This is a genomic window from Companilactobacillus metriopterae (genome assembly GCF_002762335.1).
Taxonomy (GTDB): Bacteria; Bacillota; Bacilli; order Lactobacillales; family Lactobacillaceae; genus Companilactobacillus; species Companilactobacillus metriopterae.
The window spans coordinates 815,859-840,239 of the sequence record NZ_CP024610.1 but is presented as its reverse complement, the minus strand read 5'-3'; the positions used below and the strand labels follow the sequence as shown (position 1 = coordinate 840,239).

Below are 24,381 nucleotides of genomic sequence, written 5' to 3'. Positions count from 1 at the left end.
TAAGTTAAAAATTTAAATTTTTTCATTCAATTTGTGAAATTATTTTGTGCCGAAAAGACGATCTCCAGCATCTCCAAGACCTGGGAAAATATATCCGTCATCTGTTAGTTGATCATCCAGAGCTGCTGCATAAATATCTACGTCTGGATGAGCTTCTTGAACAGCCTTAACACCCTCTGGCGCTGCTACTAAGACTACAAGTCTCATGTTCTTAGCACCACGCTTTTTCAAGGCGTCAATCGCCATATTTGCTGAACCACCAGTAGCTAACATCGGATCAACAATGAATAGATCACGTTGATCGATATCACTTGGAAGCTTCACAAAGTACTCATGTGGTTGCAAAGTTTTTTCATCTCTATACATTCCGATGTGTCCTACTTTTGCTGCAGGGATAAGTTCAAGAACTCCGTCAACCATTCCCAAACCTGCTCTTAGAATAGGAATAACAGCTAGTTTTTTACCAGCAATAACGTTTTGCTTTGATTTACCCATAGGTGTTTCAATTTCAACTTCTTTAAGAGGAAGATCCCGAGTAATTTCATAAACCATCAATTCACCAATTTCATTGGCTACTTCTCTAAACACTTTTGTTCCAGCATGCTTACTTCTGATAAGTGTTAATTTATGTTGAATAAGTGGGTGGTTCAATACTTGAAATTTAGACATTTCAATTCTCCTTATTTTTTATAATGTTTTTGACCAGCAGATTTTTCCAATCTATTATTATATGCTTCATTTATATTATCATCTGAGAAACCCTGTGCCAAAATATATTTTACTTTTTTATTATCAAGATATCTCAAACCAGCATATAAATTTCTCGTTGCCGAATAAATATCGTTACCTAATGAAAAGGTTAGATCTGCATTCTTAATATTAGAAAGCAAATCATCAGTAGCCATTATTCCAACAGAATCATTTGAATATTCTGCCATAGCCATAGAAAAATCATCTTTATTATCTACTATAATAACTTCGGCATTGGGTGAATAGTGGGTGTACTTCATTCCTGGAGCTTTTGGTATTTCCTTCTGGCCTACTTTATGATGATCACTTGAAACGACAGGTAAATATTTACCCAAATCATCAACAGTTATCATTCCCGGTCTTAAAATAGTCGGCACATCTGTCGACATATCTAATACAGTAGACTCGACACCTATAACAGTAGGACCATCATCCAAAATTGCTGCAATCTTACCATTTAAATCATGATAAACATGCTCTGCCAGAGTAGGACTCGGTTTTCCAGAGGTATTAGCTGACGGACCAACAATTGGTCTGCCTAGTTTGTCAATCAAGCTCAATGTTAATTGATTATCAGGCATTCGAAATGCAGCTGTATCCAAACCACCAGTTACACTTGAGGATAACCTATCTCTTTTAATTGGAAATATAATTGTCAATGGACCTGGCCAAAAATTATCCATTAATTCTCTAACTTGATCAGAATAATTTTCATCTGCATACTCAAAAACCATATCTGGACTCGACACATGGACAATCAAAGGATTGTCACTAGGTCTACCCTTGGCAAGATAAACATTTTTGACAGCATCCTCATTTGTAGCATCTGCACCTAATCCATAAACAGTTTCAGTTGGAAAGGATACTAACTGACCGCTATCTAATAGTGACACTGCCTTATCAATTTCAGAACTTGTTAGTATTTCAGTCAATTTATCATCCCTTCTCTGCTCTAAGATATCTATCGTTGCCACCTATATCTTTGAAAAAAGTCACTTTCATATCAGGTTGAAATTCTTCAAAAATTTGTTTTATTGCTTCTTTCTGGTGATAACCATATTCAAGGTATAGTTTACCCTTTTCAGAAAGAAAATGATCAATTTCAGGTATTAATTTTTGATATATTTCTAATCCGTTATTTTCTCCAAATAATGCTAAATCTGGCTCGTACTTCTTAACACTTTCGTCCATTACATCCATCTCATCAGTTGAAATATATGGTGGGTTGGAAACTACAATATCAAAAGTGTTATCGATTGAAGAAAACAAATTACTTTCAACAAATTTTATATTTGGAACATTTAAGTTTTGAGCATTACATTTTGCAACTTCTAAAGCATCACTAGAAATATCACTTGCAATAATATTTGATTTTTCAAAATGTTGTGCCAGTGTAATGGCAATAACACCAGACCCGGTACCGATATCCAGTATATTTTTTGGATTAGAATTAACATTATCTTGAATTACTTGATCAACCAATTCTTCTGTTTCTTGCCTTGGTATCAGGACACTGCTGTTAACTTGAAAAACATTTCCCATAAAGTAGGCTTGTCCCAAAATATATTGAACAGGTTCGTCATTCAAGAGTCTTTGAATACCTTCATTAAATTTGCTTTGCAAATCATCTGTCATTAATTCCTGTCCATGAACTTGTAGCTGAAGTTTATTCCATCCAGTCAGCTCTTCCATCAAATATTGAGCATCATATGGAAGTTTTGAATTATTTTCTAGCATTAAAAAAGCCCTTTTCAGGGCATTAGAATAGTTTTGATTCTCCACTTTGGATTTGCTCCATCTTCTTAGTTTGGTCATCAACTATTAATGCTTCAATGACTTCATCTAATTCACCATTCATAATTCTATCTAATTTGTTAAGTGACAATCCGATACGGTGATCTGTAACACGGTTTTGAGGATAGTTATATGTTCTAATACGTTCAGAACGATCACCAGTACCAACTGCTGATTTACGTTGTTCATCGTATTCACTTTGATTTTGTGATTCATAAAAGTCATAAACACGAGATTTCAAAATTTTCATAGCTTTCTCACGATTTTGTTGTTGTGATCTTTGATCTTGCATAGCAACAACAATACCCGTAGGCAAGTGAGTCATTCTAACTGCGGATGACGTTTTATTAACATGCTGTCCACCAGCACCAGAAGCACGATAAACGTCGGTTCTAATATCTTTTGGATCTAGATCCAAATCAATTTCATCGTACTCTGGCATAATTGCAACAGTGGCTGTTGAAGTATGAACACGTCCTTGTGATTCAGTTGATGGAATACGTTGCACACGATGTGCACCATTTTCGTATTTCAACTTAGAAAATACGCTCTGACCTGTGATCATAATAGCAACATCTTTATAACCACCAACTTCAGTTGAAGTTTCATCAATAATTTCCAAATTCCAACCTTGTTTTTCCCCATACTTCGTATACATACTCAAGAGATCGGCAGCAAATAAACTGGCCTCATCTCCACCAGCAGCTCCACGAATTTCCATGATGATATTCTTATCATCATTAGGGTCTTTAGGAAGCATCAACATATTCAGATTTTGAGCAACTTCTTCTATCTCAGCTTTTGCTTCATTTAAATCTTCTTTAGCCATTGCTTCCATTTCTGGATCATTGCTTTCACGAAGAATTTCGTCACTTTCTTCAATTGTCTGCTCTAAATCTTTGTATTTCTTGTATGCAGAAACAATCTCACGCATATCTGATTCCTCTTTAGAAATCTCCATATAGCGTTTTGTATCATTTATAACATCTGGATCACTCATCAATTCTTGTAATTCACTGTATCGATCAAGAACTGTTTCTAATTGTTCAAAATTATTATCCAATTTAAAAATCCTTTCTTACTTGTTCAACATTGGAGGATGGTTATAATGATTACGACAAACTGGAACATACATCTCATTACCACCCATAACAATTTGGTCACCATCGTAAACAGGTTTACCATCATTTATACGCATATTCATAATAGCTTTTTTCTTACAGTACCAACAAATTGTTTTCATTTCTTCTAGTTTATCAGCATATAGTAGCAAATACTTGCTACCTTCGAACAATTCATTTTTGAAATCGTTCTTTAGTCCGAATGCCATCACTGGAATTCCTAACTCATCCACGACTCTAGTAGCTTGTAAAACTTGTTCTTTTGACATAAATTCACATTCATCAATCAAAACACATGAAGCATTCAAATCTGTTGATTTAACAATATCATAGACATTGGAATCATTCTTTAATGCAATAGCCTCTGACTCTAATCCAATACGACTCTGAATCTTGCCTTCACCAGATCTGGTATCTAGGATGCTTGTCATCAAAATTACTGATTTACCCTGCTCTTCATAGTTATGAGCAACTTTCAAAATTTCAATAGATTTTCCACTATTCATTGCACCATATTTAAAAAACAATTGCGCCATTATACTGCCTCCAATTTTGTGTTCGTTAAAAATTATAACTAAAAACTACTTAGATTAACACAACAAACATCATCTAAATTAATTTAATATTAGGAAAAATCTATAATATTATGTGATAATATATTTCTATTGAAAATAAATGAGGTCCCCTAATGACAATAAAATCGAGAATTGCCACAATAACTGGTAAATCTTCATACTTTATTTTAAATACATTTTTTAATGGTGGTTCTTCTTATCCGGGAAAAATCGCCTATAAAATAGACCCAAATATTCTAAGTTCAATTGGTAAAAAATACGATTTGGTTATTGTGACCGGTACTAACGGTAAAACTTTAACAACATCGCTTATTACCAAAATGCTATCTCAAAAATATGATGATATCTTAACTAACCCTACTGGTTCTAATATGATTCAAGGGGTAGTTACCAGTTTTGTGACACATCACAAAAAAAGTAAAAAACCATTAGCAATTTTGGAAGTAGACGAAGCAAATGTCGAATTAATTTGTAAACATATTAAGCCTAAATACTTTGTCCTTACAAATATATTCCGTGACCAAATGGATCGTTATGGTGAAATTTATACAACTTACCAAAAAATCCTCGATGGTATTAAGCTTGCTCCTGATGCAACAATTATTGCAAATGGTGATGCTGCAATATTCTCATCAAAAGATTTACCAAACAAAATTGTTTATTATGGATTTAGCGATCAAGGACATGAAAATGATGACTTCAAAGCCCCTACTAATACCGATGGTGTGCTTTGTCCTAAATGTAATCATATAATGCACTATCACTCAATTTCTTACGCAAATCTGGGTAGCTTCTTCTGTCCTAACTGTGGATTCAAACGTCCAGAATTAAAATATTTAGTTACAGATATACCTAAGCTTCTTCCTAATAAAACAACATTTGAAATCAATGGCAACACTTTTGAAATGAACATTGGTGGTCAATATAATGTCTACAATGCACTAGCAGCTTATGCATTAGCATCAGAAATGGGTGTTAGTGTCGAACAAATAGGCAAAGCTTTCAACTATGATGAAAAAGTTTTTGGTAGACAAGAAACAATTACTATTAAAGATAAAAGTTTGAATATTATTCTAGTTAAAAATCCTGTAGGACTTAATCAAGTTATTGAAACTATCCTCAGTGATACTTCTGAGTATTCACTAGCTTTCTTATTGAATGCTAACTACGCTGACGGAATTGATACCAGTTGGATCTGGGACGGTAACTTCGAAGAATTCGATTACGATAAAATTCCACTAGTACTAACTGGTGGAAAAAGATCCAAAGATGTTACTTACAGATTTAAAATAGCTGGCCTAGATATGGATAAGAATATTCAAACAGAGGATATTGAAGACTTTGTAGATGATATTCAAAATATTCCAACATCAAAAATATATGTTCTAGCAACATATACTGCAATGATGAACTTAAGAAAAATACTTACCGATAAAGGTCATATTAAAAAATAAGCAAATCTCATAAATGAGATTTGCTTTTTATTTTTCATTCATAAATGAATCTCTGATAATTTGTCGTCTAATTAAAAATTTTTGATTATTTTCTACAGGATGAACCCTGTTAGTCAAAACAACCATAGCTCTTTGTTTTTCATAGTTAAGTTCAATGAAATGTCCTGTATATCCAGTGTGGAACAAGATATTTCCATCTTCTGTTAAGATATTCCACCCGTAAGATCTGCCAGGATTTAATTCCGTTAAATTTTGATAATAATCTTTATTTTCAAGCATAATTTCAGCAAATTTCATAACATCATTTAATGTCGCAAACAGCCCTGCAGAGCCACAATGTACCCCCAACTGTCTAGCTTTAGGATCATTAGGTATGCCTTGCATATAGTCACCATTCAATTTGTAAGTTGGAACACATATTTGAGGATCAGGATTGAAGGTTGTTTGATATAATCCCCAATTATCTAATATTTCAGTTTGAACAATTTCTTGAAAATTACCGCCTATTATTCTTTCAATAATCAATCCTAAAAATATCATCCCTGTATCTGTATAAACTACTTTTTTATTAAAATCTGCTGTTACTGGTAGTTTTAAAAGAGCTTTAACTAACTCTTCCCCATTTAAACTATCACGATCAGTTATATAGCCCTTAATTCCTGATGTGTGCGTCAATAGATTAATCACCTGAACCCTATCGTCTTTGAATTCTGGTAGATATTTGTTAATAGGATCAGAATAAGACAGTTTACCTTCTTCAACTAGTTTTTTGATCATTGGCGCAGTTACCATGACTTTGGTCAGCGAGGCTAAATCATGAAAACTTTCCTGATCTATTGGACGATACGTTGGTAACCATGATTTGGCTCCAAGGTATTCTGTCTCCATTTTCCCATGGTCAATAAATCCCATGCTAACTCCGGGACAAACCTGCTCGTTAACTAATGATATTAATTGTGAACGTGTATTTTCAAACATTATTTTCTCCAATAAAAAAAGACATGTCTAAACATGTCTTTAATTTAACCTGAATAATCTTATAATGCAACGTTTCCAGCAAATTGTGAATTATATAAATCAGCATAGAAACCATTTTTTTCCATAAGTTCTTCATGATTACCTGTTTCAATGATAGAACCTTCATTCATAACAATAATCTTGTCAGCATCACGAATTGTAGACAATCTGTGAGCAACAACAAAACTTGTACGGTTCTTAAGTAGTCTATTCATAGCATGTTGAATATGTACTTCCGTTCTTGTATCAACAGATGATGTAGCTTCATCAAGAATCAGAATTTCAGGATTGGCAATAAATGCTCTGGCAATTGTTAATAATTGACGTTGTCCTTGAGAAATATTAGATGCTTCTTCATTCAAGACAGTATCATAACCATCTGGCAATTGGCGAACAAATCCGTCAACGTGAGCAGCTTTAGCTGCTTCGATAATTTCTTCCTTGGTAGCGTCTTCTCGACTGTACTTCAGATTATCATAAATCGAACCAGTAAATAGCCATGTATCTTGAAGAACCATAGCATAGTGAGAACGAACTTCCTCACGTGTCATATTTCTGATATCTTTACCATCAAGTTTGATTGAACCATCGCTTACATCGTAGAAGCGTTCTAGCAAGTTGATGATAGTAGTTTTACCAGCACCAGTAGGTCCAACAATGGCAATCATTTCACCAGGATTGACTTCAAGATTATAATCATCCATCAACAATGATTTACCATCATATCCAAATTGCATATGGTCAAGAATAACTTTCTTGTCAGTTTGGATGTCAGGAACATCGACTTTATCGTCGTTCATTTCTTCTTCATCCATAACTTCGAAAATTCTTTCCGCACTGGCAACCGTAGATTGAATAGTATTAGATAAGTTAGCTAGTTGTGTGATTGGTTGAGAAAATTGATTCATGTATTGCAAGAAGGCTTGAATATCACCAAGAGCCAACTTACCAGAAGCAACCTTGATACCACCATAGACAGCAACCCAAACGTAACCAAGGTTATTAATAAATGTCATAAGCGGCATAATAACACCGGATATCATTTGAGCACGCCAAGATGATTGATAAAGTTTTTCATTTTCTTCTTCGAAAACTTTGATAGATTTTTCTTCATGATTAAAACTCTTTACAACATCATGTCCAGCGTATTCTTCTTCAACTTGATCATTTAGAAGTCCAAGCGATTTTTGTTGTGCTTTGAAGTGTTTTTGAGAACGTGGAGCAATTACTCCAACAACTAGTAAACTCAATGGAATAGTTATTAACGCAATTAGGGTTAACTTCCAACTGATAGTAAGCATCATCCAGATAACACCGATAAATGTCACGGTACTAGTAACTATTTGAGTAACACTTTGTTGCAGTGTACCAGCAATATTATCCATATCATTGATAGCTCTGGACATAACATCACCATTAGTATGAGTATCATAATAATGAATTGGTAAACGTGACATTTTTTCCTTAAGATCTCTTCTCAAGTTGAAAACAGTTCTCTGAGAAATACGTGTCATTATAAATTGTTGCATGAAACTAAATAGTGCTGATAATACATAAAGTGTAAGAACAATTAAAATAATATGTCCGATTTTTTCAAAATTAATTGGATATTGCGAAATATTAATTCCTGCTTTTTGTTCGGCTACACCATTCATGTAACCTTTGTATATTTCTGTAGTTGCCTGACCAAGAACTTTAGGAGTTCTGATTTGGAATATTGCAGATGCAATGGCAAAAATAACAACTATCAAAACACCAATTGAGTATTTAGACATGTATTTAGCAAGTCTTCTGGTAGTTTTCCAGAAGTTCTTAGGTTTAACTACAACACCAGCAGTGGAACCAGGTCCATGTTGGGGATTAGGAGCTTGTTGCTTTTCTTCTTTTTCAGCCATTACTCTGCCTCCTTAATCTGAGACTCAATAATTTCTTGATAAGTCTTATTATTTTCTTTCAATTCTTGATGAGTTCCAAGACCCACCATCTTACCTTCTTCAAGAACAACAATTTGATCAGCGTCAGCGACTGTTGAAATTCTCTGACCAACAATAACAACGACACTCTTCTTAATCTTAGAATCATTCTTCAAAGCTGTACGAAGATTCAAATCTGTCTTGAAATCAAGTGCTGAAAAGGAATCATCAAACACATAGATTGAAGCATCTTTAACCAATGCTCTGGCAATCGCAAGACGTTGTCTTTGACCACCTGAGAAGTTATCACCATTTTGTTCAACTGGTGCATCGAGCTGATCATCTAGTTCTCTGACAAATTCTGCAGCTTGTGCAATCTCTAAAGCATTCCATATTTCCTCATCGGTTGCTTCAGGTTTACCATATCGCATGTTATCTCGAATATTACCCTTAAATAAAACAGCTTTTTGAGGTACCATAGAAACTTGGTTATTAACATCAACCTTATCCAATGCTTTAACATCTGTTCCGTTTACACGGACTGTTCCTGCCTCAACATCATAAAATCTTGGAATCATGTTTATCAGTGTTGTCTTACCAGATCCAGTACCACCAATAATTGCCAGAGTTTGACCTTCAGTAATTTTGAAGTTCAAATCAGTAAGTGCAAGATCTTGAGCACCTTCATAACGATAATTTACATCACTAAATTCTACTGATGGATCTGTACCCATAACTGCAGGTTTTGTAACATTATCAATATTACTTTTTGCTACAAAAATTTCATTGATACGTGCAGCCGAAGCTGAAGCTCTGGGAACAAAAACAAACACCATTGATAAAATCATGAAACTCATAAGAATTTGCATAGCATATGTCATAAAGGCAATCATATTACCAATTTCCATACTTTGACTTGCAATATAATGAGAACCCAACCAAACAATACCAATATTTGTACCACTCATTACCAATGTAACAAGAGGAAGCATCAGTGAAACAATAGTAAATACACTGATAGCATTATGTGTATAATCTTGATTAGCATCTTTAAAACGGTTTTGTTCAAATTTATCTTGTCTAAATGCACGAATAACACGTACACCTGTTAGACCTTCTCTAAAAATCATGTTCAAACGATCCGTCTTGGTTTGCATTGCCTTAAATTTAGGAACTGCAAAGAACATAATTAGTCCAACAATAATTATCATAACTGGTATTGATACCAAGAAAATCTTTGTCATTGCAGCATTTTGGCGATAAGCCATAACACTAGCACCTACTAAAAGAATAGGTGCCATGATCATCATTCTTAATACCATGATAAGAACATTTTGAATTTGATTAACATCATTAGTAGTTCTAGTTGTTAATGACGATGTATCAAAATTATCAAATTCGTCATTAGAGAAATATAGAACTTTCTTAAAAATATCTGAACGTAAATTCTTACCTAAACCTTGTGAAGATTTAGCTGCAAAATATACGTTAATAAATGATGCTATAATACTTAGAACAGAAACTAAAATCATCTTCATTCCGGCACTAATAATATAACCAGTCTGTCCTTTGGCAATACCGTTATTAACAATGTCAGAAGTAAGATTAGGAATATATAATGTAGCAATAACTTGAAAGACCATAAACAAACAAGCCATGACTACAAAAGTAATATTCAATCGACCTTTTGCAACTTTAATCATTTAAATTCTCCTTCGTAAATTAAGTATTATAATATTAATTTACTAAAATATCTAATTAATTTTAAAATCAGGATGGTGCTACATGAATAATAATACCAAATCTCAAAGTATAATGTCTGGAATACTTAAAATAATAGCCTTTATAGGCCTATTTATCATAGAACAATTGCCCATGGCTATTCTGACAATTCCACAAAAAAATCTAAAGCAAGTGAGTAATATTCTTCCTTACATAGTAATTGCACTAACTTTAGTAGCCTTTCTTATTATTTACTTTACCTATAAAAAAGCACAGAAATTTGATACTGTAGCCTTCAACAAAAGAACTTGGATTTATATATTAGGCGGAGTAGTAGCATTCTTGATTATTAATTACTTAACACTTCTTCTTGTACCTAGTACGGATAACTCTAACATAGAAGCGCTGTCTTCTATTGCTAAAAATTATTTACTATACTTCTTTATATTTGCAGTATTTCTAAGTCCTATTTTTGAAGAATTATTATTTAGAGGTATTTTCATGAATTGGTTCTTTTATCGGTATAAATATTTGAATATAATATTGAGTGGTTTAGTATTTGGTTATATCCATGCACCAGATGTATCAATCAAAACATTTGGATATTTGATATCTAAAGTTTTATTGGGCATCATCCTAGCTACAATCTATAGAAACACTAAGAATATAAAAGCTAACATAGCAGTTCATATGCTAAATAATTTATCGGCTTTCTTCATAAAAATATGAAAAATGACATATTTAAAGATCTATCCATACGAGTTATCACATTTGCTTTAATGACTATCTTACTGATTGCTACCTATCATGTTACAAACTGGATTATCTTTTGGTACCTAGGAATGGCAGGTTTGATTGGTACTTTTGGATTTTTAATTTGGTTGATTTTTTATTTATTTTTTTGGTTATTTAATAAAAACAAATAATTTAGATTGACAATACATACATATATCTTTAAAGTATATATTGTCTTTTTGCCCGTTGGTCAAATGGTTTAAGACGCTACCCTCTCAAGGTAGAGTTACGGGTTCGATTCCCGTACGGGTGATAATATTACTATTTTAAATTGCCTTAAAACGTTGATTTATCAAAGTTTCATATTTTTGATTGTTTATAGAATTTGTATAAAATTAGAATTCCACTATACAAAAAAGAGCCTCTACCAATTAAGGTAGAGGCTCTTTTTATCACTATAATGCTCTATCTCTATTTACAATTCCCGAATACATATTCAAAAATTGATTCTCAATACTTTTATCTTGGAATGGATCTAATAATGTGAAATCAGTATGATCCCATCCTTGTATAGGTTCATTGTATTGCCAGATTCCAGGTTGATCCACAGTATGACTATCTTTAACATGTGCTTGATTTAATGGATACTCACCTGAGATCACTGGAACCGCTCCATCATTAGCCCACCATTGAGAATTTCCAGCGTGACCAATATATTGTGCTGTTAATCTTAAAACAGGAGTTGTACTTAAAACTGGCGCCTGAAATCCTAGTGCATCAGCCTTAGTAGTCTGACCAGAGTATGTGTAATAATAAGTATCTGGTGATAAATCTGTTTGGCTATTTAATTCTTCTGCACCAGAAGTTGTTAAATCATACAGAGAAATATCTTTACTATTCCAAATTGAACTTTCCAATACCCTATTGTTGTAATGATTTATTGATTCATCTTCTTGCTGTTTTAATCCCCATTGATCTAACTTGAAATCATAAGTTAATTTATTAACATTTGTTCCAGCAAGACCGGCTACACCTGATAACAAGTTTCTTACAAGTTTTTTATTACCTATATCTGTAGCGATTGATGTTCCATTATGTGGAGTTGCCATAGTGGTTACAGATTTGATCCAACCACTTTTAGTACCAGTATATAAATTGCTTGGTTGTTCGCCCCTTGCCTCACTTAAAGCAACTTCATCAGCCGAACCATGTCTTAATAATGTTTCAAGTTCTCTAGCTGTTTGGCCTCCCATAGAATGTCCTACAAGATGAATAGGATGATTTTCATCCCATTCAGGATAGATACCAGGGAAAGTTCTACCATATCTTGCATGCCCAGTTTTTTCTGAATGTTCTATACCGTAATCAACGGTACCACCTTTAATATAATAATAAAGCTCTACAGATCTGTCATACACACTACCGAAGGGACTTACAACACCTTCATATGCAACAGGCTTTGTTGATTCAGGGTGTTGATCATTCAACTTTTGAATCAAATCCGTCCTACGACCACCCCAATAGTTTATAGGACCAACTTCTCCTTTTCCCCATCCTACAAGGCCATGAACAAATACTACTGGATCCTGATTATCTGCCTTGACTATGGTAGGACTAAATATTCCCATTAAAACTATACTAGATATAAATGCTATTATAATTTTTTTAAACATTTTTGAATCCCCCTTAATTTTGTTTATGTGAAAAATTTTAATACAATTTGTTTTAATTTAACTAAAAAAATATAAACGTATCGTTTTTGGATATAAACGTTACTTTTTTTAAAAAATGTCAAAATATATAATACTATTTTTAAAAATTAAAAAGCCCCTACTCGATTTGAGTAAGGGCTATTTAATATAAAAACGGAAGCGTTGTGAATTTAAAAACCTAACAGCAATTACAATTAATTCTACATTTCCGTTTTAAATTATATTTCCCAATTCATTTACTTCCGAATCCATTTGTGTAGAAACTATTGACAATTGACATAGAGAAGTAACAGAAAATATAAATTACCTTTATCATTTACAGCTTAATTACTTTAATTGAATTAATCTAGCTTGGTATGTATGTTCATTATGTTACATATATATTAGTGGATACTTGACACGTAGCACGACTGTTAGTTAACTCAATCCCTGCTGTTTTACAGTAAATATAATATTTAAATGTTAATTATTTAATTTATATTAAGCACATGATTTATTAAATATTAATACTTCATAATTAGGACATAATTAATATTTGATAACATCCTCAATTATTCACCAAAAATTAGACTTTCCCCTAAATTTACAAATTTTAACCGCATATTTAATTCTATTTTTCTATTTTTTCTTGATTAATGACGTTTGTTAAAATAATTGAAAACAAATTAAATAAAAAAAGCACTCCCTAATCAATAGGTGTGCCTTCATTTGTTTAATTCATTTGAACAATTGCTACAATACTTTTGAACAATATATTTTTCCTAATTATCAATAACTACTAACATTCGAGGAATTTTATAAGAACAATGGTTACATTTATCCATATTAGGGGCATCCTTCTAAATTAGAATTAAATCATTATTATATATTAAATTTATAAGAAGGTAAAAAAAGCAGGCACATAAGAAACCATGCTTATTGTTATATTTTATAACAAAACAAATATGTAACTTCCTGTGAATTTATTAAGAATAATGAAGTAAATTCCAAACGTATGTATATTTCTTCCTTTTTTGTTAAATGGTTTTTCTCTTTTTAAATTATTTTTATATAAGATTTTAAATTTTTATTATTTTCAAACTTTCAATTAAAAGCATTCCAAAAAAAACTAACCATTTTTCTTGTCTTGGATCAACCCTTAAATATTTATCTAAATCAGCTCTCCAAACTGATTCTTCAATGCTTAGTCCTTAATCATATAAAAAATACAGAATATCTGGATTCTAATTACTATTTACATATCCTCTTATGAAATTCCGATCATTCTACTTCTTTTTTAGTTCAAAATAATCATTTTCATTATTTTAACTCTATGATGAGATGCTTCTTATATAATCTCTCTACGATACTTGACACTTTTTATCATTTCTTGTTTTTCTTTCTGCTGTTGCATTTCTTTATAATGTATACCTTTACTATTCACTAATAATTTATCTTGCCTTTATAAAATTTTCTAAAAACTCTTAATTTCATAACTTCATTCATTATAGCCATAAAAGAAAGCGGCCATGCTAAACTCATCGCAAAAATGTCAGTTATGAATTCACCAAACATATTTGCATGAAAAATTAAATATACAATAATAAGAATAACCAAAAACAACATTGAATAAGGAATTATCAGCGTAATAATGGTTTTTCGATACATAGAACCGTCTCGCTTATAATGAGGTATATACTGTGAGTATTTTTCGTTAAGATCTTCCAAAGTATTTCTTACCAGATTTTCATCTATCTTTTGAGAACTTCTTCCAGCTCTTTCAAATATACCTTCTATAGAATACTGGGCTAAAAAGCCTGAAATAACGAGGGTAATTACTGTCCAAATTAGAATAGAATTATAAGCTTCCCTGTATATTAAAGGTTCCATTGCGCCAAAACCGTACTCAAAAAGTTGTCTCACAGAAGAAATCAATAACAGCGCTCCTGATATAGGTCCCAATATACAGATAAAATAAATATAAACTTTACTTATCGTTTTAGGCTTATTAAATCCTTCAAATTTATTTTCTCTGAAATTATAAATAACCCTAACATCTTCGTAGTCCCATATGAAAAATCTGTTTAATTTCCCCATTATCCAATAAAAATCCCATCTACATAGTTATATACATTTGTTATACTCATAATATAATAACAATTATAAAGGAGCAATCTATGTTTGAACGAACTGAACGTTTTGAAGCATTCACTGATGCTGTAGTCGCAATTATTTTGACAATTTTGGTATTGGAAATTCATCTTCCTGACAATGACCACTCTGTGCATGCATTAATGGAAATGGCTATCCCATTCTTCTCGTATATTATAACTTTTATATTCATAGCTACTATGTGGGTAAATCATCACTTACTATTTAATAGTATTGATAGAATTGACTATAGAATTATTTGGTCAAACATTGTTTTGCTATTTTTCACATCCCTACTACCTGCAACAACTGCGTGGATGGGATCAGATATTAATTCTGTTCTGTCGTCTTCACTTTATGTAATAAATGTAATATTGTTCAACTTATCTAGTATCAACTTGAAAAAATCTGTTATGAGAATTAATGATATTCCAAAAATGGAACAGTCTTTACAGAAAGAATGGATTTCATTAGCTATCAATTGCTTCACTTTGATAGTTACATTATTTATTCCTTTCTTCCCACTTATTGGACTTCTTTCTTCAATATTCTTTTGGTTTATACCTGAAAGATCTTCCAAAACAAACTAATACAAAAAGCCCCTACTCAAAATTTGAGCAAGGGCTTTTTCTAGTTAATAGGGTTGGTTATTATGCTATACAGTCTCTCGACTGTAAAGATATTATATTAGGTATCGAAAGTAAATTCTAAATATATGCCTGGTATACAACATCATAAATATTTATATATGCAATCTGAAATTTCCTGGTTCCTAGAAATCAAAGAAACACTGCGGAGCAATGATGAAATTGTTTCTTCGGATGTTATTGGTACAACTTTTGGTGGTATCTTCGACCCTACGCAAACAGAAGTTGTTACAACTGATGACTACCAATTAATTAAGACTGTCTCTTGGTATGACAATGAATATGGATTTGTATGCCAAATGGTACGAGTGTTAAATAAACTAGCCAAAATTTAAAATACTAAAAAAGTTCACTATCATAAATAGTGAACTTTTTATTATTCTAAAACCAAATTGTAGTTATAAATTCAATCACCCCAACAATTACTGCCATAGTAATTGCAAATCGTATATTCTTCTTAGAATGCATATTCTCGTTAATACGTTTTTTTATATTTTCCATAGTTAATGCCCCCCAAATAATTCCAAATTAAAGCTTAACCCAATAATAACATCTTTAAAGAAACAAAAACACTACTCAAAAGTAGTGTTTTTGTTTTAGAAATCTAAGAAGTGGAAACATTTCTTCTCGTTATCTTTTTCAATACTTTCTGATACCATACCTGGATCAGCAATTTGACTGATGTTAGCTAAATATGGCATACCCCAACTGCTTAGATTCTGACCATTAATTGGTTGAGCATAAACTAGATTTTCACCAGTTGTCTGATTGAACAATTCTCCAGCAAACCATGCACAATTATTAATAGGTGTATATGAACCATTAGTTGCATTGCCACTAAGGTTCATCATTTTACCAACACTGTAACTTTGGCTGTTTAACTTAGGAATATATGTTCCTTCCATTAAATTTCTAGTATCATCATAAGATTTAACATTTACAGCAAGTTCTTGATGAAATTTTCTTTCTGATGTATCGTAAGGACCATTTTTTATATAACCATTTCCGTGGTAAGCATAACTAGTATAATCACCAGATTTTGAACTATTAAATACGATAATCCAAACATGACCGATATTACCTGAGTTAAAGTATGTATTCAGTGAACCAATTGCTGCTTTAGATCTTGCAGCACTGTCATCTTCTGGATATTCATTGACGACATTATTAACATTAGTAATAATACTGTCCAAATCGGTTCTCTTTTCATATCTGTTTGTTCTAATTACAACTTGTGGATATTTCACAGCAGCAACACCAGTAGGCTCATATTTATCAGTAAGAATATCTGTTGAAGCCTGAACTACTGTGCTAGTTTTATAACCCCCAATTACTAAAATATTTAATAGTATTATTCCTAATAATATTAATTTCTTCTTCATAACTTTTCTCCCCATATACTATTATTTTGATACACATAGCATGTAATACTACTTCAAAAACACGCCAATTATAATCTCGATAATTTACAAATAAAAGTATATTGATTAATACGTTATAAAAAATTAATTTTTAATTTGAATTAGATTTTTTCTTTCTAATGCCTTTTTCGAGTTATCACCTGCTGGTTCGTACCCTTTTTGCAACAAATTTTTTACATAAAGTCCGTTGTACAAAAATGCGAATACTACTGCGGTTATAATTCCACCAACCCAAGCAACTCCTAATGTTAAAATATTCGCCACGAAATAAATTCCAAATATTATTCCTGCCCACTTCCAATCTTTTCTAAAAATTGCTGGGAAAAACGCAAAAAATAAAGTAGTCCACGAAAATCCTAAATTTACATCTATCATATCTCCAGTTTCATTATTTACTAATCTCACATCCATAATAAAAATTCTCCAATTTAAATTTACCTTTGACGTCAAAAAGGCTTAACCAATTGATTAAGCCTTACTTTAATGGATTCATTTCAATTTGTAAACACATTTATAAACCGGAAATTAATTTCTCATTTATAAAGTTATAAATCTTTAATGAAAATTAATTTAAATTTTAACACACTTGTCAAATATATTCGATACATATTTATAAACAATATTAATTTTTATTTGGTTATTCCTATAATTATATATATCGCCCATTATGCCATACAATTAAATTAACTAAGAAATAGGTGGAATATTTAAACATGAAAAAAATTACTATAATAGGATCTGGTGTTGGAGGATTATCTGCTGGTATCAGATTGCAAAAGTTAGGATACGACGTTGATATCTACGAAAAAGAAGCTACAGTCGGAGGCAAGATGAACCAAATAGTCGATTCCGGCTACAAATTTGATGTTGGTCCAACAATCGTAATGATGCCTGATATCTACAACGAAGTATTCGAATTTGCTGGAAAAAATTCTGAAGATTATATTCATATGAGACGCATCGAACCAATGATGGATTTAAAATTTAAAAACGATGGCGACTTAGAACTTACTTCTGACCTTGTCAAACTAACTAGGTTCATGGGCGACGAAAATGCTTCAGGTTATTATAAATTCTTGAGCGATATATATGATAAATACATTATTGCCAATGAGAATTTTTTAAACAAATCGTACAGAAAACCACACGATTTTTTTAATATGAAATCACTAGTAGCAGGTTTTAAATTACACACTCTCGGTGACGCATACACTGCTATTTCAAAATTTGTTGACGATGACAGAATTGCCAAATCAATTGCCTTCCAAACTCTTTACATTGGCATTTCTCCATATGAAGGTCCATCTCTTTACAATATAATTCCAATGATTCAATCACTTTATGGGGTATGGTACATAGATGGTGGTATGTACTCAATGGCTACAGCTATGGCTAAATTGTTTGAAGAACTAGGTGGAAAGATACATCTTAATAGCGACGTATCTAAAATTATGGTTGAGAACAAGAAGGCTACTGGAATAATTATTGATGATAAAGAATTTACTTCTGACTATGTTTTGGCCAATGCCGACTTCCCTTATGCTATGAAGAATTTAATCGATGAAACAAATAGAAAGAAGTATACAGATAAGAAAATTGATAGTATGAAATACTCTTATTCAGCATTCATGATATATCTAGGAACAGATAAAAAGTATTCAAACAGAAATCTTCATACTATAAGATTTGCAGATGATTTCAAAAAGAATGTTGATGATTTATTCGATAACAACATATTCCCTGAAGATCCTTCGTCTTACATATACATACCAAGTAGAATTGATGTATCGATGGCACCTGAAGATGGCGAATCAATCTATATCCTCACTCCAGTACCAGAACTTTCAAGTGGAAAAATATCTTGGAGTTCAGATGAAGTTGCCAAATATAGAGATAAGATTCTAACAATGATGGAAGATGAGGATATTCTTCCTGATATCAAGGATCACATTCGTGTTGAACATATTTATACACCAAAAGACTTTGAACAAAAATTCAATGCATACAACGGTGCTAAATTTGGATTAAGACCTACCCTATTACAAAGTAACTATTTCAGACCTCATAACAAATCTGATGAAATAGACAACCTATACTTTGCCGGTAGCAGTGTCCACCCAGGTGCAGGTGTTCCAATAGTACTTAACAGTGCAAAATTAACAGTTGAGGAAATATTAAGAGATGACAAATAATTCTGAAAATTTATTTTTGAAATACAAAGATGATTTTGAATATTGTAAGAATGTAATAAAAATAACTCCACGAGTTTTTACAACGCTTTTAAGTCCTTACCACTAGAAGATGCCTACAGTGTTTTTGCAGTATATACATTTTGTAGAAGAATTGATGATCTAGCTGATAAAAATGATGACATAACTACTCTCGAATACTTTGTTACTGACTTTGATGAATTTTTAAACGGAAATATCGCAGATTCACCAATGTGGCGGGCTCTGTATGTTGTATTTCAAAACTATGATATGAATATTCAAGCATTTAGAGATATGATACATGGTCAAATTTCCGATTTTCAAAAAATCGAGATAAAAACTCAAAATCGATTAGAGGATTACTGTTACTATGTTGCAGGAACTGTTGGTCTCATGCTATCACCTATTATCTTTGATGACCCCGATGCTTTTAATCCTTATGCTATTTATTTGGGTAAAGCTATGCAATTAACAAATATACTGAGAGATGTTGGTGAAGATGACAAGAATAACAGAGTATACCTCCCTTTAGAAGTAATGCATTCATATAACTACTCTTTAGATGATTTACATAACAAATTATTGAATGATAATTTTATTAACCTTTGGGAATATGAAGCTAAAATTGCAGAAAAATATTATAAAGAATTTGAAGACGGAGCAAAATATTTAAAACCAATTGCAAAAAAATCTACAATTCGATCAGTGATGTTCTATAAAGAGATTTTAAATGTAATAAGAAAAAACAACTATGATTGTTTCAATAAAAGAAACTATATAAGCAAATCACAAAAAGTTTATCTATTTTTAAGAACACTATAAATAATAAATATTGATAACACTAGTTGATGCTCCATAACTTTGATTTATTTGTTAAAATTATTTTTAGATTATAAATAGAAAGTTTGAGGATATTAAATAATGAACGATATAGTCGAAGTAATGTTGTACGTTAAAAATGTAGATGCTGAAGCAAAATTTTGGCAAAATATTGGCTTCTCACTGATAGAAGCTGGCAAAATAGGAAATTACTCATTTGCTAAAGTATCCCCTACTGATAACAGCAGTTTAACTTTATGCATTTATGATATTGAATTTATAAAAGAAAATTCCCCTGAAGTGGCTGACAATGTCCCATCTATAATGTTCCACTCAAATGATATTGATAGTTTAAGAAGTAAGATGATCAATCTTAATATCACTGTTGGTGATTTACAAAAAATGGGTGATACAAAGTATTTAACTTCAAAGATCCTAATGATTTATACTTTGCTGTTTCTGGCAAATAAAAAAGGACTCTCAAATGAGAGCCCTTTTTGTTTACTTAACACTATCAACAATAGTCCAAGTTAGTGATGCTTCATAATCACCTTTTGGTGTATTAAGATTATATAGATATAAGTTCAGTCCTGTTTTATCGCTCCAATATATAGAATTAATAGCTTCACAAAGTTTTGTACTAGATATCAACAAACTTCCCTTACTCAAACTATCAAAATTGCCATTTGAATAGTAGTATCTAAGATCAGCGTTCATTTTATTTCCAGTAGAATTAGTCAATGGTTTATATTCAGAAAGATAAATTTGCTTTGGCTTCTTCTCTCTTCTTTGATCGTCAACTTCTAAGGCAATTCTGTCACTATTACTCAACTGTGCAGATACTGGTTGATTAATGTTCTTATAATCAATATTTCCGTAATCAATATCACTGGAATTAGCAGTTATATTATTTGTAGTGTAATTAATATTCAAAATATTACTACGATATTCACCGTCTAATTCATCATCATTACTATCTACACCCTTAAATAAAACAAATGATTGATAGTTATCTAATTGAATATTTTCAACGTATCCCGATAATTCAAATGAATGAGTTTTTGTGGTTTTAAAACTTAAATCAGATATATTCAAGTACTTAGTTGATGTATCACTATCATTCGTTACGAAATAGTTTGAAGTAGATGATCCATCAATTTTTACATCAGATACATTAAGAACAGCAGGTATTTTAAATGTTAAAAGACCTGATGCAAGTTTCGAATTTACATTATCATCTTTAATATTACCTTTGACAACGACATTGTCATTCTTGGCTACCGAGTTTATTGTAGTACTGTCATTATTTGGATCTGTGTAAGTCTTATCTTCTATTGTACTATCCAATGTAATTCTTGGTTCTGTATCAAAATTAACATTCAACTTTGCTTGATTGGTTGTTATAGTTGATGACTGGTCACCTTGAGATATTTTGATGACCGCATAGTACTTTGCTCCATCATCCTTATATGTAGTTTTAGGGGTAGTGTACGCCATATTGTTTGACTTATCAACAACAATATCATCTCCATCCAAAACCTTATGCCACACGACAGAATCAGGTGTTGCAGAGAAATTTCCCTTTACAGCAAAAGTAGCTGTATTTCCTTCATCTACAGTTTGATCGTCTAGTCCTCCACCAATTTCAACATCAGTATGATCAGATACAGTTGAACCATCACTATTTGTCAGAGTTCCTGTTACAGTAACAATACCAGATTTACTATTATTATTTGCAGTTAATAAACCAGTTTTTTCATTTATAGTTGCAAGATCTGCATTATTAACAGACCATGTTACCTCTCCTGTTGCATTCGTGGGGAAAGGCGTCGCATGAGCATATGTTGATGTTTTATCTTTTTGATTATTATAAAGATAAGTTACATCCGTATTAACTTTTAATGACACAGCTTCAACTGGATTTGGAAGTGTAGTAATAGTTGCAACCTTTGAATACGCTTTAGGAGACAGAAGAGTTGGTATAACATACCATCTAGATTTTTGTTGATAATGTGTCTCTCCTACTTTTGTAGGTGTTACTAATAGACTTGTTTCAGTTCTTTTCATTTCAGTCCATGTCGATCCATTATTATCTGATGTGTACCAAGTTATATGTTGACTTGCAAACGGATTGAGAACAGCATCCACTATAGACATTGCGGAAGATGTTGTCAGTGTCTTAGTATTACCTACATATGTGTACTGACTTTGCGGTTGTAAATCATAACCAGTAGTTAACCAAATAAATAGAAACTTAATAGGGTCACCAGTAGGTTTCTCATAAGGAGTTACTGTTGTCTCTGCGGCAAGTACTTCATTTGAATTACTATGGGCAGGTAATATATTAAACAGTCCAAAAAATAATAAAGAAAATACTGCAACCAATATTTTTTTATGCAATTGAACCCCTCCAATCTATATAAACACATTATCACAACGAGTAATCAAATTATACTTTTTTGTTCGCAACATATTATACAGGTTTTAAAATAATTAGGCTACGATTAATTCATTATCTTGTGACAAGTTATTAACTTTATTGATTTGGTCTAAAAATCCTTGAATATTCTTTTGATAGTCACCAACTGCGTTATTGGCTGAGGCATGACCTCCTACACTACCCGTCAGTACCCATAGACTTTTCAGGCTGGCTTTACTTGCATCAAACATAGCAACTGTTTGTGTCTCTGGTATAAATCCATCATCCTCTGTTGTAATGAAATATGATGGGATAGTTGTTTTTGCAGCAGCAGCTATTCCCGATACATCATCTAAACTGAATCCTTGTAAGAATTGGTTAATTTTATCAACATTCTTAACTATTTTTTCATATGGCAGGAAAGGTAAACTACTAAAATTAATTGGTATAAGTAATTTTCCAGTCACTCCATTAAATGAATTAAGTGTTTTTCCATAGAGTGAATTACCCAATGAAGGTAGAGTTGAATACCCTGCATCAGCGATAACTGCTTTTACATTTTTTGCTAAATCAGTTTCAGATGCAGCTTCCAATGCTGTATTTGCCCCTAGTGATTGACCATAGAAAACAATTTCACCATCTTCACCATTCATTTCATTAACTTTACTTACTAAAGTTTTCCAATCATTTTTATCTTGATAACCAAATGATAGTAGATTTCCATCACTACTGAATTGACCTCTTTGACTTGGCATTAATACGTTATAACCCATGTCGTACCAAACCTTCGAAACAACACCTATCCAGTCTGGTCTTTCAGTCCAACCTTGGCCTATTATTACTGTTTTTTTAGATGCATTATTAGCAACATACGTTGCACGAATATTTTTGCTGCTATCGTTGTAAAATGGTACTTCCATAGTTTCTTTTACTGCTTGATTGTCCCACCAATCTTGAGCATTTGTGTAGAACTCTTGACTAGCTTCTGGATTATATTTTTTATCTAAAACATTCCATGTGTTTTCAACATCGTATCTATTTGGATTTATAAAAGTTCTGACATCAGAAAGAATTTGTGTCCCATGTTTACCAAACAAGAATGGGTAACTTATTGCAGCCACAGTCCCTGTTGTGACGTCAGTAATCCTATCATTGATAAAACCATTTATCTTACCAAGGATAGTCTTATGTGTTGTGCTTCCCTTTTGATTAATATCACTTATGGAAATAGTATCGTTTTCACTAGGACTAATATTATTTTCGTTGTCGATATTATTTACTTCTGAATTGTCATTACTTGTTATATCTGAGCTGGAATTCTCATTTAAGTTTTGGCTTTCAGAATCATTATCAGAATTCAAAATATTTTTTTCTGAACTAAGTAAATATAGCGAATTGTCATCAGATAAATCTTGCTGGCTTACTAAATCCGATGATTGATAATCAGATGTATCTGGATCTATATCTGCCGAAACGACCGTTGTTGTGACAGGCGCAATTAAAATTGACGCTAAAATCAAAGACGGTAAAAACTTTCTCTTTTTCATAATTTTCCCCTTAATTTATAATATAAAAATATATCATATTATCGATCGCTATTTTACATATTTTTAAAATTGTAAATAGATTTAAATAATAAAATAACTTTATTTAACATACCGACATCTAAAATTTTAAATAAATTATTTATTCACTTCTTTTTACAATATGTCCATCAGGATATACATAGTAGTCTGCACCATCATATGATCCTGCTTTTGGATTAGCCCTTACGTAAGACTTGTGTTGTCCTCTGACTAGATAAACTTTTTTATTCTTGTGATCTAATGTTGAACCGTCTTTCTTTTCAGCATAAGAAACCACTGACCAGTTAACGATAGGGTCTTTATCATTATTACCTTTTCCAATTGCTTTTTTAACAATTGAAATGGCTTGATCAGAA

General features: G+C 31.9%; 20 protein-coding genes, 1 tRNA gene and 2 pseudogenes. 8 read left to right on the top strand and 15 right to left on the bottom strand.

Annotated elements, in window-relative coordinates; all coding sequences use genetic code 11:
• Window positions 1-39: 39 nt before the first annotated feature.
• From upp to CS873_RS04070, 5 genes are read right to left on the bottom strand one after another with little or no spacing between them, the layout of a single operon-like run.
• Window positions 40-669 carry a uracil phosphoribosyltransferase gene (upp, locus tag CS873_RS04090; RefSeq protein ID WP_099974601.1) on the bottom strand — a complete coding sequence of 210 codons (630 nt, stop codon included), beginning with the start codon at window positions 667-669 and terminating at the stop codon, window positions 40-42.
• Window positions 670-680: 11 nt separating this feature from the next.
• Window positions 681-1,682: an L-threonylcarbamoyladenylate synthase gene (locus CS873_RS04085; RefSeq protein WP_099974600.1), complete on the bottom strand. Its 1,002-nt coding sequence runs from the start codon at window positions 1,680-1,682 to the stop codon at window positions 681-683.
• Between the two features lie 4 nt (window positions 1,683-1,686).
• Window positions 1,687-2,565 (bottom strand): peptide chain release factor N(5)-glutamine methyltransferase, encoded by an 879-nt coding sequence (prmC, locus tag CS873_RS04080; RefSeq protein WP_342743850.1) that lies wholly within the window; start codon window positions 2,563-2,565, stop codon window positions 1,687-1,689.
• Window positions 2,510-3,607: a peptide chain release factor 1 gene (gene prfA, locus CS873_RS04075; RefSeq protein ID WP_099974598.1), complete on the bottom strand. Its 1,098-nt coding sequence runs from the start codon at window positions 3,605-3,607 to the stop codon at window positions 2,510-2,512. Before prfA ends, prmC begins: the two co-directional genes overlap by 56 nt.
• A 15-nt stretch (window positions 3,608-3,622) precedes the next feature.
• Complete coding sequence (locus tag CS873_RS04070; protein ID WP_099974597.1) at window positions 3,623-4,201, bottom strand: thymidine kinase; 579 nt, start codon at window positions 4,199-4,201, stop codon at window positions 3,623-3,625.
• A gap of 152 nt (window positions 4,202-4,353) precedes the next feature.
• Here CS873_RS04070 and CS873_RS04065 point away from each other — a divergent pair, with 152 nt between their 5' ends.
• Window positions 4,354-5,694, top strand: a complete 1,341-nt coding sequence (locus CS873_RS04065) for a Mur ligase family protein (protein ID WP_099974596.1) — start codon at window positions 4,354-4,356, stop codon at window positions 5,692-5,694.
• Between the two features lie 27 nt (window positions 5,695-5,721).
• On the opposite strand, the gene CS873_RS04060 is transcribed toward CS873_RS04065, so the two are convergent.
• Genes CS873_RS04060 through CS873_RS04050 form a run of 3 tightly spaced genes read right to left on the bottom strand, consistent with a single transcriptional unit; the run spans window position 5,722 to window position 10,327 of the window.
• Entirely contained in the window at window positions 5,722-6,672 is a 951-nt protein-coding gene (locus tag CS873_RS04060; protein ID WP_099974595.1) for a serine hydrolase domain-containing protein, read from the bottom strand.
• 59 nt (window positions 6,673-6,731) lie between these two features.
• Window positions 6,732-8,606: an ABC transporter ATP-binding protein gene (locus CS873_RS04055; RefSeq protein ID WP_099974594.1), complete on the bottom strand. Its 1,875-nt coding sequence runs from the start codon at window positions 8,604-8,606 to the stop codon at window positions 6,732-6,734.
• Window positions 8,606-10,327 (bottom strand): ABC transporter ATP-binding protein, encoded by a 1,722-nt coding sequence (locus tag CS873_RS04050; protein WP_099974593.1) that lies wholly within the window; start codon window positions 10,325-10,327, stop codon window positions 8,606-8,608. The genes CS873_RS04055 and CS873_RS04050 overlap by 1 nt, the downstream gene beginning before the upstream one ends.
• A gap of 82 nt (window positions 10,328-10,409) precedes the next feature.
• On the opposite strand from CS873_RS04050, the gene CS873_RS04045 reads away from it, so the two are divergent.
• Window positions 10,410-11,075 (top strand): CPBP family intramembrane glutamic endopeptidase, encoded by a 666-nt coding sequence (locus tag CS873_RS04045; RefSeq protein WP_099974592.1) that lies wholly within the window; start codon window positions 10,410-10,412, stop codon window positions 11,073-11,075.
• Window positions 11,076-11,321: 246 nt separating this feature from the next.
• Window positions 11,322-11,394: transfer RNA gene (locus tag CS873_RS04040), tRNA-Glu, on the top strand.
• A gap of 142 nt (window positions 11,395-11,536) precedes the next feature.
• Here CS873_RS04040 and CS873_RS04035 read toward each other — a convergent pair.
• Both CS873_RS04035 and CS873_RS04030 read right to left on the bottom strand, forming a co-directional pair.
• A complete protein-coding gene (locus tag CS873_RS04035) occupies window positions 11,537-12,754 on the bottom strand; it encodes an esterase/lipase family protein (RefSeq protein WP_099974591.1) in 1,218 nt (405 codons plus the stop codon).
• A gap of 1,461 nt (window positions 12,755-14,215) precedes the next feature.
• Window positions 14,216-14,869 carry a hypothetical protein gene (locus CS873_RS04030; protein WP_099974590.1) on the bottom strand — a complete coding sequence of 218 codons (654 nt, stop codon included), beginning with the start codon at window positions 14,867-14,869 and terminating at the stop codon, window positions 14,216-14,218.
• Window positions 14,870-14,949: 80 nt separating this feature from the next.
• Between CS873_RS04030 and CS873_RS04025 the strand changes: the two genes are divergently transcribed.
• Complete coding sequence (locus tag CS873_RS04025) at window positions 14,950-15,513, top strand: TMEM175 family protein (protein ID WP_099974589.1); 564 nt, start codon at window positions 14,950-14,952, stop codon at window positions 15,511-15,513.
• Between the two features lie 215 nt (window positions 15,514-15,728).
• A pseudogene (locus tag CS873_RS04020) lies at window positions 15,729-15,905 on the top strand (type I glyceraldehyde-3-phosphate dehydrogenase); the annotation flags it as partial.
• Between the two features lie 261 nt (window positions 15,906-16,166).
• Here CS873_RS04020 and CS873_RS04015 read toward each other — a convergent pair.
• Both CS873_RS04015 and CS873_RS04010 read right to left on the bottom strand, forming a co-directional pair.
• A complete protein-coding gene (locus tag CS873_RS04015; protein ID WP_099974588.1) occupies window positions 16,167-16,952 on the bottom strand; it encodes a hypothetical protein in 786 nt (261 codons plus the stop codon).
• A 123-nt stretch (window positions 16,953-17,075) separates the two neighbouring features.
• Complete coding sequence (locus CS873_RS04010) at window positions 17,076-17,402, bottom strand: hypothetical protein (RefSeq protein WP_099974587.1); 327 nt, start codon at window positions 17,400-17,402, stop codon at window positions 17,076-17,078.
• 302 nt (window positions 17,403-17,704) lie between these two features.
• Between CS873_RS04010 and CS873_RS04005 the strand changes: the two genes are divergently transcribed.
• From CS873_RS04005 to CS873_RS03995, 3 genes and pseudogenes are all read left to right on the top strand, one after another.
• The gene (locus CS873_RS04005) at window positions 17,705-19,183 is read left to right on the top strand and encodes a phytoene desaturase family protein (RefSeq protein WP_099974586.1); all 1,479 of its coding nucleotides are present in this window, start codon (window positions 17,705-17,707) and stop codon (window positions 19,181-19,183) included.
• Window positions 19,184-19,255: 72 nt separating this feature from the next.
• Window positions 19,256-20,023 (top strand): annotated as a pseudogene (locus CS873_RS04000) (phytoene/squalene synthase family protein); the annotation flags it as partial.
• 99 nt (window positions 20,024-20,122) lie between these two features.
• The gene (locus tag CS873_RS03995) at window positions 20,123-20,554 is read left to right on the top strand and encodes a VOC family protein (protein ID WP_245823040.1); all 432 of its coding nucleotides are present in this window, start codon (window positions 20,123-20,125) and stop codon (window positions 20,552-20,554) included.
• Here the strand turns inward: CS873_RS03995 and CS873_RS03990 are convergent.
• From CS873_RS03990 to CS873_RS08120, 3 genes are all read right to left on the bottom strand, one after another.
• The gene (locus tag CS873_RS03990) at window positions 20,522-22,420 is read right to left on the bottom strand and encodes a hypothetical protein (RefSeq protein ID WP_099974584.1); all 1,899 of its coding nucleotides are present in this window, start codon (window positions 22,418-22,420) and stop codon (window positions 20,522-20,524) included. The two genes, CS873_RS03995 and CS873_RS03990, sit on opposite strands and share 33 nt — an antisense overlap.
• A 93-nt stretch (window positions 22,421-22,513) precedes the next feature.
• A complete protein-coding gene (locus CS873_RS03985) occupies window positions 22,514-23,986 on the bottom strand; it encodes an alpha/beta hydrolase (protein ID WP_099974583.1) in 1,473 nt (490 codons plus the stop codon).
• 139 nt (window positions 23,987-24,125) lie between these two features.
• Window positions 24,126-24,302: a hypothetical protein gene (locus CS873_RS08120; RefSeq protein WP_169922449.1), complete on the bottom strand. Its 177-nt coding sequence runs from the start codon at window positions 24,300-24,302 to the stop codon at window positions 24,126-24,128.
• Window positions 24,303-24,381 lie beyond the last annotated feature (79 nt).